Here is a 12780-nt window from a genome sequence, read left to right as displayed (position 1 = left end):
CCTCAAGTGATCCATGTGGCGGTCGGTCTCAGCCCCAGTCCTGCAGCTGCTGGAGCAGGGCGGCGTCGCCCTCGATCCGCAGCGAGCCGGCCGGGATGCGCATGTACATGAGCAGGGCCATCTCGCTCGCCGTGCCGTAGATGGCGGCGGTGGGCTTGCTCCCGGCGGCCTCCGCCGCGGTGAGGCGGGTGAAGCGGGAACCGGCGGCGTCCACCGTCTGGCGCCAGGAGCCGGCCTCGGCTGCGTGGTAGTCCATGGTGGCGGGCTCGCCCGGCCACGGGACCGTGCCGGTGCAGACGGTGGCGAGGAACTCCTCGATGGCGTCGCCCGCCTCGGTGGTCGGCAGCTCCTGCGGGGTACCGGAGGCCAGCTGGGCGTCGTAGGTGTGGATCAGCGACTCCGGAACGCGGCGGCGGGCCACGGCGGCCACCGTGTGCGGCGAGGCCAGCGGCTCCCACCAGGCCCAGCAGCCCCGGTCCGGGCCGGCCTCACGCAGAGCAGTGAGCAGTTGCTCCTTCGAGTCGGCCAGCCAGGTTATGAGGGCCTTGCGCTCCCTGGGCGCCGCCAGCCCGTCCTTGCTCGGCCGTTCGTCGCCCGGCGCGGTGTTCAGCACGATGTAGGCCCAGAAGCGGTCCCCCTCACTGAGGTGGTTCGCCAGGTCGTACAGCGTCCAGCCCGGGCAGGACGGGACATCGGCGTCGAGGCCGGGGGCCGCGGCGACGGTGGCGCGGAACGCGGCGGACCGCTCGTCGATCATCCGCAGCAGGGTGGGGAAGGAGAGATGCTCAGTCACGCAGACCTTGTATCACCCGGACCGGGACTCTGACACTCGATTAAGACCGCCCAGCACGCCTACTGCCAGGCGCCCCAAGGCCCTGCGGTACGTCCTGTCAGGGCACCGGTCGCCTGAGGTCGGGTCCCGGGGCATTACTGGGCGCATTCGACTTCACCGAATACGGCTTCGTGGCCGGCGAAGTCGAGGAAGAAGCCCCGAACGTCCTCGGCGAGCAGCTCGGGCGCCTCCATCGCGGCGAAGTGGCCGCCCCGGTCGAACTCCGACCAGTGTCTGATGTCGTAGAGCCGTTCGGCGAGCGGTCGCACCGACTGCGTGATGTCGTGTGCGAACACCGCCACCCCCACCGGCACCGGGCACCGTTCGATCCGCCGCGCGGCCTCGTAGGTGAGCCGCGCCGAGGAAGCCGCAGTGGCAGTCAGCCAGTACAGCGAAATGTCGGTGAGCATCCGTTCGTCGCTGATCGGCGAGTGCGGGTCGGTCCAGTGGGCGAAGCGTTCGGCGATCCAGACCAGCTGTCCCACCGGCGAGTCGGTCAGCGCGTAGCCGATGGTCTGCGGTGTCAGGGCTTGCAGGGCCTGGTACGGCGGACGGTTGGCCATCAGCTGCTTGACCTTGGCCAGCCGGGCTTCGTCCGATTCGGAGAGTTCGAGGCCGGCATCCGGATCCGGACGGGTCGGGAGGTAGTTGACGTGCACCCCGACGACTTGCCCGGGAGCCACCGCTCCGAGCGCCAAGGAGATGCCTGCGCCGAAGTCACCGCCCTGCGCGCCGTACCGCTCGTAGCCGAGACGGTGCATCAGCCCGGCCCAGGCCCGCGCGACACGGCCGACGTCCCAGCCTCGCTCGCGGGTCGGCCCGGAGAAACCGAAGCCAGGGATGGACGGAATCACCAGGTGGAAGTCGCGAGACAGCGGCTCGATCACATCGAGGAACTCCAGGAACGAACCGGGCCATCCGTGGGTGAGGATCAGCGCGAGCGCGTCCGGGTTCGAGGAACGGACATGGATGAAGTGGATGTTCTGGCCGTCGATCTCGGTGATGAAGTGCGGGAGTCGATTGAGCTCGGCTTCATGGGCACGCCAGTCGTAGCCGGAGCGCCAGTAGTCGGCCAGTTCCTTGAGTCGCGCCAGCGGAAAGCCGTAGTCCCACCCGGCGTCGGCGACCTCGTTGGGCCAGCGGGTGCGGGCGAGACGGTCGTTGAGGTCGTCGAGGTCGGCTTGGGGGATGTCGATGCGGAACGGCTTGATCATGGTCTCCACTCCTCGGAATTCATTCGAAGCGCAAACGTTCGTGACACCAACAAAGCTAGACCGTTAGTGCCACTAACGCAAGGGGCTGCACGAGGGGGCTTCTTAACTGACCGGTCCCGGGCGTCGGCATGCGGGTGTTCACTCCGTTGCCCGCCCTCAACAGGGCTGTTCCGTACTCGCTTTGAGGCAGCGGCGGAGGCATCCTGCCTCGGGCCCGGATGGAGCTGGGGTCTCCATCCGGGCCCGCTGGACTGTTTCAGGGTTGGTCACGCATACGTTCGGACGCGCCGGGCACGCGAACGTCAGCCACAGACGGCTGCTGGAGCACCGCTCCAGGGCGGTCATCCAGGCCTCACAGGCGGGAACATGAGCGCGACTGACGACGACAAGAAGAAGACGTCCGGAAAGCTCGACATCGCCACGGCCATGCGCCGTGCCTCCGCGCAGCTTTCGGAGCTGCTGCAGTGCGAACCCGGATCCGTCTCCGCGGTCAAGGTCACGGAGGACGGGTGGGCGGCCGAGGTGGAGGTCGTCGAGCTGGAGAAGGTGCCGGACACGATGAGCGTCATGGCCTCGTACCGGGTGGCCCTCGACACGGAGGGGCAGCTCGTCGCGTACGAGCGCACACGGCGCTACGCCCGAGGCCAGATCGACCGTCGCTGACGGTGGTGGCGCGCGCCGGCCGTGCCGGGGGCGCCGCCGTGCCGTGCTCGCGAGCGCCGACGGGCACTGAAGCAGACAGGCGCTGAACCGGAAGGAGTTCACTGTGACACTCGTCCAACAGAGCAATGCCACGAGCGGCGGAAGCGGCTCGGGAAATCTCTACGATGTGCTGGAGCTCATCCTCGACCGAGGGCTCGTGATCGACGCGTTCGTCCGCGTCTCCCTGGTCGGGATCGAGATCCTCAAGATCGATGTCCGCGTGGTCGTCGCCAGCGTGGACACGTACCTCCGCTTCGCCGAGGCGTGCAACCGGCTCGACCTGGAGTCCGGGCGGAAGGCGCCCACGCAGCTCACCGACATCGTCGGCGACATGACCGAGAGCGGCGCCAAGGGCAAGTCGAAGGGGGCGCTGACCGGCGCCGTCGAGGCGTTCACCGATTCCCTGCAGGGCAAGCGCGAGGAGTCCGAGGAAGAGCCCCGCAAGCGGCCGGCGCGCAAGTCCGCGTCCAGCCGCACGTCCGCCGCCCGACGGGAGGAGTAGCAGTGCCGACCTACATCTACGCCATCACCGGCGCCGACCACCCACTGCGCCTCGACGGGCTCCAGGGCGTGGGCGACCCCCCGTCGCCGCTGCGGACCCTCGCCGCGGGCGACGTCGCCGCCGTCGTCAGTGACGCCCCCGAGGGGCTCCGGGCGAAGCGCCGCGACGTGCTGGCCCACGAGGCGGTCCTGGAGACCCTGATGGCGGACGGAGCGACGCTGCCGATGCGCTTCGGCCTGCTCGGCCCGGACGACGACCAGGTCGGCGCCACTCTGAAGCGCGACAGTGACGCCTATCTCTCCCGGCTGGCGGAGCTCGCCGGCCACGTCGAGTTCAACCTCAAGGCCGCTCGCGACGAGCAGGACCTGCTGCTGGAGATCGTGGCGGAGTCCGATCAGGTCAGGGAGCTCAACGAACGCACGCGGTCGGGCGCCGCGGGGCAGGACGACCGGATCGCCCTCGGGGAGCTCGTCGCCGCCCAGGTCGCCGAACGCAACAACACGCAGGCGGAGAAGACGCTGGAGCGGCTGCTGCCCTGCGCGGCCCGTGCCGCGCGCGCCGAGCCCGGTGCCAGCCTCTTCCTCAACGTCTCCTTCCTGGTTCCGGCCACCTCCACGGACGCCTTCGTCCGCACCGTACGGGAAGAGGCCGACCGGCACGGCGAGGCCTGCACCTTCACGCTGACCGGGCCGCTGCCGCCGTACAGCTTCGTATGACGCGGGAGCCGGCAGAAGCAGCAGGCATGAGCAACGCGGGGAAGGAGGCGGAGCCATGGGACTCCTCACCGGAGTTCTGACCCTGCCGCTCGCACCGTTGCGCGGTACGGCGTGGGTGGTCGACCAGGTGCTGCTCGCCGCGGAACGGGAGTACTACGACCCCGAGCCCGTACGAGCAGCACTGGCGGCACTCGTGGACGACCTGGCGAACGGGCGGGTGGACGCCGAGGAGTTCGACCGGCGCGAAGACGCGCTTCTGGACCGGCTCGACGAGATCGAGGCGTACCGCATGCGGACGGAGAACGGTTCATGACCGAGCACAGTGACATCGCGAGGCGGAACGAGGTGTACCGGTGATACCGAAGAACGCCACGACGGCAGCCGCGCTGGTCGGCGGCTACCTCCTGGGGCGGACGAGGAAGGCCAAGATGGCCATCGGGGTGGGGATGTTCCTCGCCGGGCGCAGACTGGACCTCGACCCTCGAAGGATCGGGAAACTGCTGGCCGCCTCGCCGGTGGCGGGGGCTCTGAGCGAGCAGGTCCGCAGAGAGCTGTTCGAGGCCACGAAGTCGGCCGCGACGCAGGCCCTCACCAAGCGCGCTTCGGGCCTTGCCGACTCCTTGCAGGAGCGCACGCGAGCGCTCGGCCGTGACGACCGCGAGGACCGTGACGACACCGATACCGACGACGGCCGTGCGGTTGAGGACGCCGCCGATCGCGATGGCGACGTTGATGGCGATGGCGATGGCGATCAGGAGTCGTCGCGGCCGGCGGCCTCGGCCAAAAGCACCGCGAAACGCACCACGAAGAGCACCGCGAAGAGCGCCGCCAAGAAGAGCACCAGCCGCTCGTCCGCCCGAAGCAGCTCCTCCGGCGGCAGCCCCCGGAAGGCGACAGCCGCCCGCAAGCGCACGAGCGCCCCCAGGAAGGCGACGGCGTCCCGTACGCGCAAGAGCAGGAGTGACAGCGATGAGTGACTCGGCGCTCGGCAGGATCAAGAACGACCTGGCGGAGAACCCTGCCACCGACAGACTGAAGGAAGAGCTCCGGCTCTATCTGACAGCACGCGCCGAGGACGCGGTCACCCGGCTCGGACAGCGCGTCGGCGACAGCGTGGCCCGGCTGGCCGAGCCGGGAGCCGCGAAGAGCAGCCTCGGCAAGAGTCTTGCCAAGGGAGGGCAGGCTCTCGGCGAGGGCAAGTCCCCCGCGCGGGCCGCGCTCGCCGCCGGAGCCTCCGCCTTCAAGGACACCGTGAAGGACAAGACCCGGCATCTCTTCGGCGGGGGCCGCACGTCAGGCGGAGGCGCTCCGAAGAGCGTGACGATCGTCGAGGACATCGATGTCGGCGTCCCCGTACGCGAGGCGTACGACCAGTGGACGCAGTTCCAGGAGTTCTCGACCTTCGCCAAGGGCGTCGTCAGCGTCGAGACGGCGGACGACACCACCACCAACTGGAAGGTGAAGGTCGCCAAGTCGACCCGCAGTTGGCAGGCGAACGTCACCGAGCAGATACCCGACAAGCGGATCACCTGGACCACGGAGGGCGCGAAGGGCACGGTGCGGGGAGCGGTGACCTTCCACCGCATCACCGACGACCTCACCCGGGTCCTGCTCGTACTGGAGTACTTCCCCAAGGGCCTCTTCGAGAAGACGGGGAACATCTGGCGCGCCCAGGGCAGGCGCGCCCGGCTGGATCTCAAGCTCTACCGCAAGTTCCTGATGCTGCGCGGAGAAGCCACCGACGGCTGGCGGGGCGAGGTCCGGGACGGCGAGGTCGTCGTCGGCCATGAGGAAGCGGTCGAGGAGGAGAACCGCGCCGACGGTGAGGCGGAGGACTTCGGGGACGAAGAGTCGGGGGACGTCGAGGACCCGGAGGCAGGGGGAGGCCTCGGCCACGAGGAGTACGACGAGCCCTTCGACGAGGAGGAACCCGACGCCGAGGACGACGTGGACGACGAAGACGACGTGGACGACGACGGCGTGGACGACGACGGCGTGGAGGCCGAGGAAGTCGAGGACTTCGAGGACGAGGCCGGGGTGGACCCGGATGACGAGGCCGACGGGTACGTCGAGGACGAGCCGGCCGAAGAGGCCGAGGCCGACCGGCCGCGCAGGTCGGGGCGGTCGGGGCGCCGTACCACCCGCCGTCGCGCCTCCGTAGGCAGCTGACGAGAACACAGCACACCCAGAGAACAGAGGTCTCCGACGTGTCCGAATCATTCGCGGGACGCCTGCCGGCATCACCGCATGCCGCGTCGCCGAGCAGCCGCCAGGGCTCGTCCGCGAACCTCGCGGACATCCTGGAACGCGTGCTCGACAAGGGCATCGTGATCGCGGGCGACATCCAGATCAACCTCCTCGACATCGAGCTGCTGACCATCAAGCTCCGGCTGCTGGTCGCGTCGGTCGACAAGGCGAAGGAGATGGGCATCGACTGGTGGGAGAACGACCCTTCGCTCTCCTCACGGGCGCGCCCGCCCCGCCAGGTCGACAGTGGCGACGGGAGAGGAGGCGACAGCAGCGGCAGCCGGGAGGATCTCCTGGCCGACGAGAACGAACGCCTGCGCGCCGAACTCGTACGGCTGCGCGCCGCGGCTCTGCCGGACGGACACGAACGGGAGCCGGAGGCAAGTACCCGCCAGGCGTCGGAGGAGGCACGGTGAGCGAACTCGACCTGAACCGCGATGCAGTCGGCTCCCCCGCCCCGGGGGCGCACGGTCTGCCCCGGTCGGAGGGAGCGCCGGCCTCTCCCCCGATGGCGTACGTGTACGGCGTCGGCCGGGACGACGGGAGCCTCTCCGATCTTGTCCGTACGGTGAGTGGAGTCGACGGCCATCGCGTGGGGCTCGTCCCCGCGGACGGTCTGGTCGCCCTGGTGTCGGCCGTGCCGGCCGACGTCTTCGACGACACGGCGCTACGGCAGCAGCTGGAGGATCTCGGACGGCTGGAGGGGATCGCCCGAGCCCACCACGACGTGGTCGACGCCGCGTTCACACAGGCGGCGGTCCTTCCCTGCAGGCTCGCCACGGTCTGTCACGACGAGGGTCAGGTGGTCGGCATGCTGGTCGAACACCGTGACTGGTTCGCCGAGATGCTGACGTGCTTCGACGGCCATGTCGAGTTGGGGGTGAAGGTCCACGCCGACCCGAAGGCGGTTGCGTCGCCCCCGCGGACTGCCTCTCCAGAATCGGCCGGGCCCCGTGCGACGAGCCCGGGCCGGGCGTATCTGCAACAGCGCAGGCAGCGGCGGCGCAGCACCGAGGACCTCTTCCATGCGGCCGGCGCCGTCGTGGACGACGTCACGACCGTGGCGCAGCAGCTCGCAAGGGCCACGGTGATGCACCGTCCCCAGGAGGGCGGACTGTCGGGACGGCACGGGGTCAACATCGCCAACCACGCCTACCTGGTGCCTTCAGGAACTGAGGCGCGTTTCCGCGACGCGGTGCGGGTGGCGGCGCGATCGGTCCCGGGTGTACGGGTGGAGGTGACCGGTCCGTGGGCCCCGTATTCGTTCTCAGCACCCACGGTGGCCACGGACATGGGCGCGAGCGCGGGCGGGAGTGGGAGCGGGGTCGGGAACGGGATCGGGGACGGCGGCGACGAGGGGGTGGCCCGGCGATGAGTACGCCCTTCTTCGTGGACGACGGCTCGCACGAGCCGGTCGAGCGCCTTTCCGGCCCTCCGGTCGCGCTCATCGACCTGCTGGACCGCCTGTTGACCGGGGGTGCGGTCCTGACCGGAGACGTCGTGCTCTCCATCGCCGACGTGGACCTCGTCCACATCAGCCTGCGCGCGGTCATCAGGTCGATCACGGGCGACGAGCCGGCTCCCTGGACGCGAGGAGCGTCCGGTGCCGATCCCCTTCGCATGGGCCACGCCATCGAGCCTGGGAGGTGACCCCGATGGAGAGCACGACCGGCCCCGGGCGGGACAGCGCAGTGGCGCAACGGCTTTCCGTCGACCCCGACACCGTGGAACGGGACCTCATCAAACTCGTCCTGACCATCGTCGAGTTGTTGCGTCAGCTGATGGAACGCACCGCCGTACACCGAGTCGATCAAGGCGACCTCGATGCGGACGAGGAGGAACGCATCGGTATGACGCTGATGATCCTGCACGAGCGGATGGAAGAACTGTGCGAGCGCTACGGCCTGTCGATGGACGATCTGAACCTGGACCTGGGGCCGTTGGGGTCGCTCCTCCCCCACGACTCCCTCGGCCGGTGAACCGGCCTCGCGCAGCGCTCCGGTGAGGCGATCCCCGTTTCACCGCCGAAAGTCAGGCAAGGAGGAATGCCATGAGTACATCGAACGGAAGTGCCAAGGGAACCGGCAATGCGACGGCCCGCAAGTCGCCCGCCAAGCGGGCCACTTCGACGGCCAAGAGCGCCCAGTCGAAGGCCACCGCCGCGGCGAGCGAAGCGGAGACGGCGGCCCGCGATGCGGAGGAGTCCGCGTCGACAGCCGTTCGCTCCGCGGGCGAGGCGACGAAGACCGCCGGCCGTGCGGTCGCGAGCGGCCTGCAGATGGGCCAGCAGGCGGTGACGGCGAATGCCGCGAAGGCGGCGACCGCGGCCACCGCGGCCTGGACCGTCGTCAAGAACAGGAAGGTGATAGCTGCGGGTGCGGCGGCGGGCATCGTCGGCGTCGCAGGTGCGGCGTTCGCGGTCGGCCGTTCCACGGCCAAGCCGCCCGTCGGCCCGCTGACCCGGCTCGTGGGCGGACGGATCTGACCACACCTGCATCTGCGGCGTACGCCGAACGCCTTCCGGTCCGCTCCGTCTCCTCGGAGCGGACCGGCGTCGTTCAGCGCCGCCCCCGTCCCACCCCACCCCTTGGGGCGGCGTGGGATCAGCCTGCCCGGCATGCCCGGCACCGCACGGGTCAGAGCGTGTCGGTGCTGCCTGCGCACGGGTCGGCCAACCGGTAGTACGCCACGACGTCCTCTCGGTACTGGTGGTCGGCGAGGTGCTGGTCGGCGAGGAACTGCGGGGCGTCCCTGACCTGGTCCTTGGTGAGGGACAGGTGGAGAGTGCGCTTCGCCGGGGTGACCGCGACGACCGCGCCGGCGGGGATGAGCAGCCTGCCGAAGATCCACGTACCGGCGTCCACGACGAGGTGCGCGTCACCGGCCTCGTCGGAATGCTCGTCCACCGCACCGATGGGACCGTCGGCCGCTTCGACGCTCCAACCGGTCAGGTCGGTCCCCGGCAGATGGCCACACTCCGTGCTGTAGGTCCACGGGTTCTCCGTCATGGTGGTGTCCTCCGTTTCTCGGTGGCGTCTTCCCTGGTTGTCGGAGCCCACACGGAGCCCACACGGCGGCCGCGGTGCCGACGCCCATCGGGCGGGGTGGTGCGGGGGATACGCGAGGGCTGTGCCGGCATGGGATGCGGCGGAGCGGTAACGCGACGGTCATGAACGGCACAGAGAGTTCCGAGCGGGGTGACAGGCGCGTCGCCTCCATGGGCGGCCTCCCGGCCGGCGCGGACCCTCACAAGCATGAGGGTCCTGATAAACGTGTGGGCCCTGACGAGCGTGTCGAAGAGCGTGCGCCCGACAGCCCGTCCGAGATGCCTCGGCGGTCCTGGACGGCCGTGGTGCGCGGCACGCTGAGGGAGTTCAGGGACGACGAACTGCTCGACCGAGCCGCGAGTCTCACGTACTACGGAATTCTGTCGCTGTTCCCGGCTCTGTTGGTGCTCGTGTCCTTCCTTGGCATCGCGGGTGAGTCGGCCATCGGGCATGTGCTGGACACCGTGGACAAGCTGGCCCCGGGTGCCGCTCGCGATGTGCTCGGCGACGCCGTGAGGGAGCTCCGAGAGAACGGCGGGACCGGCTCTCTTCTCGCCGTCGTGGGCCTGTTCCTCGCCCTCTGGTCCGCTTCCGGATACGTCGCCGCGTTCATCCGCGTCGCGAACGCCGTCTACGACGTCCCTGAGGGTCGGCCGCTGTGGAAGATCCTCCCGCTGCGCATGGCCCTGACGGTGTCGCTCATGGTCCTGGCCGGCGTGAGCGCGCTGATCGTGGTCGTCACCGGCGAGCTGGCCCGGCATGCGGGCGCCGCTCTCGGTGTCGGCGACACGGTCATGACGATCTGGTCGGTCGTGAAGTGGCCGGTCCTGGTCTTCCTCGTCGCGATCATGATGGCACTCCTGTACTGGGCCGCCCCGAACGCCAAGGGCCGCGGATTCAGGTGGGTGAGCCTGGGCAGCTTCCTCGCGCTGGCGCTCTGGATCCTCGCGTCGACCGGACTCGCCTTCTACGCCGCGCACTTCGGTTCGTTCGACAGGATCTACGGCACTCTCGCGGGCGTCATCGTCTTCCTGATGTGGCTGTGGATCACCAATCTCGCCCTGTTGCTCGGCCTCGAGTTCGACGCCGAGGTGGCACGGCAGCGGGCCATCGCGGGTGGACATCCTGAGGACGAGGAGCTGTACATAGAACCGCGGGACACCCAGAAGTGGTCGGATGCGGAGCGGCGCCGCCTGGAGTGAGTGGCGCCCCCGCCGGGTTTCGCCAGGCGGGTGAATGCGGCGCCGGCCGCAGCGTGGCCCTCACGTGCGGCTCTCAGGAGCGGGGACGCTTGGTCGTCACACGTGATCTTGGAGGAACGCATGGCCCGCAGCTTCACAGTCGGGGACCGGGTGACCACACAGGACCTGGGTCAGACGGCCGGCTCTACGCCGGTACGCGAGGCCGACCTGCCTGTCGGCAGGATCACCGCGTTGTCCGGCGACACCGCCACGGTCGAGTGGTACGTCGGTGAAAAGGTCGACGCGACCACGGAGGTACCCGTCGCCCAGCTGCACCTCGTCGCGGAAACGGAATAGGGGCTGGGCAGGGCTTGCTCGGGCCGACGCCGGATGGCGGCCGCATCGACAACGACAAGGCTCACAGCGAGACGGCGCACAGGTGGGAAGGACCTGGCTCCCGTCAGGAAAGACCATGGCTGTGTGGGTGCTCGTCCGGTCGCACGTGAGATGTGGGGCGGTTTGGGTACTCGCAGCATGGCCGGGAACCTCCGACCGTTCATGAAGGAAGTGGTCCCGTCGTGCCCAGAGGGAGCAGTTCCAAGCGCGAGCGCCAGTACGAGCACATCAAGGAGTCCGGCAAGGAGCGTGGCATGTCCGAGAGCCGTGCGAAGGAGATGGCCTCCCGTACGGTGAACAAGGAACGGGCCCGGTCGGGCGAGAGCAAGTCGGCCAGCCGCAGTTCCACCCAGGGAAAATCGGCCTCGCAGCGCGGTGGCGAGAAGTCCGGCGGTGGCGGCTCGTCCGAGCGCACCAAGGACGACCTGTACGAGGAAGCCAAGAAGCGCAACATCGAGGGCCGCTCCACCATGACGAAGCAACAGCTCAAGAACGCCCTGGGCCACTGAGCAACGGGCTTCGTGCCCGTCCGGGGCGTCCGCTCCGAGCCGGGCAGGGGTCCTTCGGCGACTCCTCGGGCCTCAACGTTCTCCTGGACGCCCGCCGCCAGGCCATGGAACTGGGTCACACCCTCCGGCTCGGGGCACCCTGCCATCAGCTGCTGCGCCTGATGGAAACCACCGACACGGCCGGCATGTTCACCGTCGGACCTGTCGCTTAGGAGAGCCGCATGAACCGTGCGCAGGCGTGGGTGCTCGCGGTGCGTTCAAAACGCGTTGGCCCGTCTGACATGGAACTGCGACGATGCCCTCTGATTGTCTGTCGGAGGGCATTTGTTCGTCTTCGTGTGTGCGGGATGTGGCGCCGAGCTGACCACCCCGCTGTCCCGGGTCGCCCTGCCTGCACACGCTCATCAGCAGTACGGGAACGGGCTCCAGCTCCCCGTCCTCATGGAGTCCGGTACGTTCGCCGAGAATCCGGAGCCCTGGGGGCCTCCGTGGCGAGGCTGGGAGGAGATTCCTCCGGAAGAGGCGGTAGCCCGCGGTATCTACGCACCCGTTCACGCCCTCTCCGACGCTGCACCCGGCTCGATCGCCATCGCGCCCGGCGACGCCCGCGGCACCTTGTTGATCCCGGAGAGGGCCGGGGGCAACTGTTGCGGCCTCGACGGCACAGACGGCCCCAACATGGCCTGCGAGGCGTGTGGCATGCCCGTGGGCAGCCGGATCGACGACTGCTCGCTCTGGCAGGCGGTATGGCTCGCGCCCGACGCCGTGCGCCGCATTCGCGTCGACGGCCCGAAGTCCGTACCACTCAGCTGGGCAGAGCTGTTGGAGGAAGGGAAGGCCACGCCTCCGTTCGAGCCCATCGCCACGTGGGGGCCGCAGTCCGGAACGGACCACTTCTGGTCGTGGAGCCCTCAGTGGGAGGCCGCGGTCGGCCAGGCCCTTGCTCACCTGCTGGCAGCCTCGGAGGGCCGGCCGGTGACGGTCCCCGACGGTCTGAGCAAGGACGTGTTCCAACGTGCCCTCGACGCGCTGCTGCCCTCGGGCCCTCGGACACGGCGCGCCGTTCTGGCCGGACCCGGACGGCCTGACCCCGACGCGGACGCTGACATCGTCCTCGTGCCGACCCATCCGCAGACCGGACAGGCGTGGACCCCGGCCGGCCCGGCGACCGCGGCCTACGCAGTGCCTCTGTCGTTCGGGGTGTGGATGTGGCTCGCCTTCCCGGAGCCTCACCTGCCGGTTCCCGCATCGGGTGGCCTGCCTCACGGCGTTCTGCGCGACGACCCGCCCGCACCGCGCCCCCGGTATCTGTTCCGGCCCGATCCGCGCGCCCTCGGGCGCACCCTGGTCAGGCTGCCGGCCGTCCGTAGTCCGTGGTTGCGCGAGATCTACGAGAACCTCGCCCAGCACATGCGCGACGGCCGGCTCCTCTAG

Annotated in this window: 18 protein-coding genes; 15 read left to right on the top strand and 3 right to left on the bottom strand. The window is 69.5% G+C overall.

Features of this window, described 5'->3' with window-relative positions; translation table 11 throughout:
• Nucleotides 1–28 precede the first annotated feature (28 nt).
• Nucleotides 29–793 (bottom strand): maleylpyruvate isomerase family mycothiol-dependent enzyme, encoded by a 765-nt coding sequence (locus ACFVGW_RS10065; protein WP_385851575.1) that lies wholly within the window; start codon nucleotides 791–793, stop codon nucleotides 29–31.
• A 134-nt stretch (nucleotides 794–927) separates the two neighbouring features.
• The gene (locus tag ACFVGW_RS10060; RefSeq protein WP_385851574.1) at nucleotides 928–2046 is read right to left on the bottom strand and encodes an epoxide hydrolase family protein; all 1119 of its coding nucleotides are present in this window, start codon (nucleotides 2044–2046) and stop codon (nucleotides 928–930) included.
• A gap of 366 nt (nucleotides 2047–2412) precedes the next feature.
• On the opposite strand from ACFVGW_RS10060, the gene ACFVGW_RS10055 reads away from it, so the two are divergent.
• The 11 genes from ACFVGW_RS10055 (at nucleotide 2413) to ACFVGW_RS10005 (ending at nucleotide 8698) form a co-directional block, all read left to right on the top strand.
• Complete coding sequence (locus ACFVGW_RS10055) at nucleotides 2413–2709, top strand: gas vesicle protein (RefSeq protein ID WP_385851573.1); 297 nt, start codon at nucleotides 2413–2415, stop codon at nucleotides 2707–2709.
• A gap of 103 nt (nucleotides 2710–2812) precedes the next feature.
• Nucleotides 2813–3250 carry a gas vesicle structural protein GvpA gene (locus tag ACFVGW_RS10050; RefSeq protein WP_383224504.1) on the top strand — a complete coding sequence of 146 codons (438 nt, stop codon included), beginning with the start codon at nucleotides 2813–2815 and terminating at the stop codon, nucleotides 3248–3250.
• A gap of 2 nt (nucleotides 3251–3252) precedes the next feature.
• The gene (locus tag ACFVGW_RS10045) at nucleotides 3253–3966 is read left to right on the top strand and encodes a GvpL/GvpF family gas vesicle protein (protein WP_385851572.1); all 714 of its coding nucleotides are present in this window, start codon (nucleotides 3253–3255) and stop codon (nucleotides 3964–3966) included.
• Nucleotides 3967–4021: 55 nt separating this feature from the next.
• Nucleotides 4022–4279 (top strand): gas vesicle protein GvpG, encoded by a 258-nt coding sequence (locus ACFVGW_RS10040; RefSeq protein ID WP_383291811.1) that lies wholly within the window; start codon nucleotides 4022–4024, stop codon nucleotides 4277–4279.
• A gap of 40 nt (nucleotides 4280–4319) precedes the next feature.
• Nucleotides 4320–4943, top strand: coding sequence for a hypothetical protein (locus ACFVGW_RS10035; RefSeq protein WP_385851571.1), 624 nt, complete (start codon nucleotides 4320–4322; stop codon nucleotides 4941–4943).
• Nucleotides 4936–6135, top strand: a complete 1200-nt coding sequence (locus ACFVGW_RS10030; protein ID WP_385851570.1) for an SRPBCC family protein — start codon at nucleotides 4936–4938, stop codon at nucleotides 6133–6135. Before ACFVGW_RS10035 ends, ACFVGW_RS10030 begins: the two co-directional genes overlap by 8 nt.
• A 38-nt stretch (nucleotides 6136–6173) precedes the next feature.
• On the top strand, nucleotides 6174–6629 hold the full coding sequence (locus tag ACFVGW_RS10025; RefSeq protein ID WP_385851569.1) for a gas vesicle protein: 456 nt from the start codon (nucleotides 6174–6176) through the stop codon (nucleotides 6627–6629).
• Nucleotides 6626–7588: a GvpL/GvpF family gas vesicle protein gene (locus tag ACFVGW_RS10020; RefSeq protein WP_385851568.1), complete on the top strand. Its 963-nt coding sequence runs from the start codon at nucleotides 6626–6628 to the stop codon at nucleotides 7586–7588. The genes ACFVGW_RS10025 and ACFVGW_RS10020 overlap by 4 nt, the downstream gene beginning before the upstream one ends.
• Complete coding sequence (locus ACFVGW_RS10015) at nucleotides 7585–7863, top strand: gas vesicle protein (RefSeq protein ID WP_385851567.1); 279 nt, start codon at nucleotides 7585–7587, stop codon at nucleotides 7861–7863. Before ACFVGW_RS10020 ends, ACFVGW_RS10015 begins: the two co-directional genes overlap by 4 nt.
• The gene (locus tag ACFVGW_RS10010) at nucleotides 7797–8192 is read left to right on the top strand and encodes a gas vesicle protein K (RefSeq protein WP_385851718.1); all 396 of its coding nucleotides are present in this window, start codon (nucleotides 7797–7799) and stop codon (nucleotides 8190–8192) included. The genes ACFVGW_RS10015 and ACFVGW_RS10010 overlap by 67 nt, the downstream gene beginning before the upstream one ends.
• Before the next feature lie 71 nt (nucleotides 8193–8263).
• Nucleotides 8264–8698, top strand: coding sequence for a hypothetical protein (locus ACFVGW_RS10005; protein WP_383224483.1), 435 nt, complete (start codon nucleotides 8264–8266; stop codon nucleotides 8696–8698).
• Nucleotides 8699–8849: 151 nt separating this feature from the next.
• Here the strand turns inward: ACFVGW_RS10005 and ACFVGW_RS10000 are convergent, their stop codons facing one another.
• Nucleotides 8850–9221, bottom strand: coding sequence for a PRC-barrel domain containing protein (locus ACFVGW_RS10000; protein WP_385851566.1), 372 nt, complete (start codon nucleotides 9219–9221; stop codon nucleotides 8850–8852).
• A 209-nt stretch (nucleotides 9222–9430) separates the two neighbouring features.
• Between ACFVGW_RS10000 and ACFVGW_RS09995 the strand changes: the two genes are divergently transcribed.
• The 4 genes from ACFVGW_RS09995 to ACFVGW_RS09980 all read left to right on the top strand — a co-directional run bounded on the left by ACFVGW_RS09995 (nucleotide 9431) and on the right by ACFVGW_RS09980 (nucleotide 12780).
• Nucleotides 9431–10462, top strand: coding sequence for a YihY/virulence factor BrkB family protein (locus ACFVGW_RS09995; protein ID WP_385851717.1), 1032 nt, complete (start codon nucleotides 9431–9433; stop codon nucleotides 10460–10462).
• A gap of 120 nt (nucleotides 10463–10582) precedes the next feature.
• Nucleotides 10583–10798, top strand: coding sequence for a hypothetical protein (locus tag ACFVGW_RS09990; protein WP_352189786.1), 216 nt, complete (start codon nucleotides 10583–10585; stop codon nucleotides 10796–10798).
• A gap of 221 nt (nucleotides 10799–11019) precedes the next feature.
• Nucleotides 11020–11346 carry a plasmid stabilization protein gene (locus ACFVGW_RS09985; protein WP_385851565.1) on the top strand — a complete coding sequence of 109 codons (327 nt, stop codon included), beginning with the start codon at nucleotides 11020–11022 and terminating at the stop codon, nucleotides 11344–11346.
• Between the two features lie 324 nt (nucleotides 11347–11670).
• The gene (locus ACFVGW_RS09980; protein ID WP_385851564.1) at nucleotides 11671–12780 is read left to right on the top strand and encodes a hypothetical protein; all 1110 of its coding nucleotides are present in this window, start codon (nucleotides 11671–11673) and stop codon (nucleotides 12778–12780) included.

The sequence above is a fragment of the Streptomyces sp. NPDC127129 genome (assembly GCF_042671585.1).
Lineage (GTDB): Bacteria > Actinomycetota > Actinomycetes > Streptomycetales > Streptomycetaceae > Streptomyces.
Note: the sequence above shows the minus strand (reverse complement) of the source record. Positions and strands in the feature narration are given on the sequence as shown.

Excerpts from the sequence above, each read along its gene's own strand:
- ACFVGW_RS10060 (WP_385851574.1), bottom strand. The coding sequence starts at position 2,046 with ATGATCAAGCCGTTCCGCATCGACATCCCCCAAGCCGACCTCGACGAC.
- ACFVGW_RS10055 (WP_385851573.1), top strand. The coding sequence starts at position 2,413 with ATGAGCGCGACTGACGACGACAAGAAGAAGACGTCCGGAAAGCTCGAC.
- ACFVGW_RS10040 (WP_383291811.1), top strand. The coding sequence starts at position 4,022 with ATGGGACTCCTCACCGGAGTTCTGACCCTGCCGCTCGCACCGTTGCGC.
- ACFVGW_RS10030 (WP_385851570.1), top strand. The coding sequence starts at position 4,936 with ATGAGTGACTCGGCGCTCGGCAGGATCAAGAACGACCTGGCGGAGAAC.
- ACFVGW_RS10015 (WP_385851567.1), top strand. The coding sequence starts at position 7,585 with ATGAGTACGCCCTTCTTCGTGGACGACGGCTCGCACGAGCCGGTCGAG.
- ACFVGW_RS10005 (WP_383224483.1), top strand. The coding sequence starts at position 8,264 with ATGAGTACATCGAACGGAAGTGCCAAGGGAACCGGCAATGCGACGGCC.
- ACFVGW_RS10000 (WP_385851566.1), bottom strand. The coding sequence starts at position 9,221 with ATGACGGAGAACCCGTGGACCTACAGCACGGAGTGTGGCCATCTGCCG.
- ACFVGW_RS09995 (WP_385851717.1), top strand. The coding sequence starts at position 9,431 with ATGGGCGGCCTCCCGGCCGGCGCGGACCCTCACAAGCATGAGGGTCCT.
- ACFVGW_RS09990 (WP_352189786.1), top strand. The coding sequence starts at position 10,583 with ATGGCCCGCAGCTTCACAGTCGGGGACCGGGTGACCACACAGGACCTG.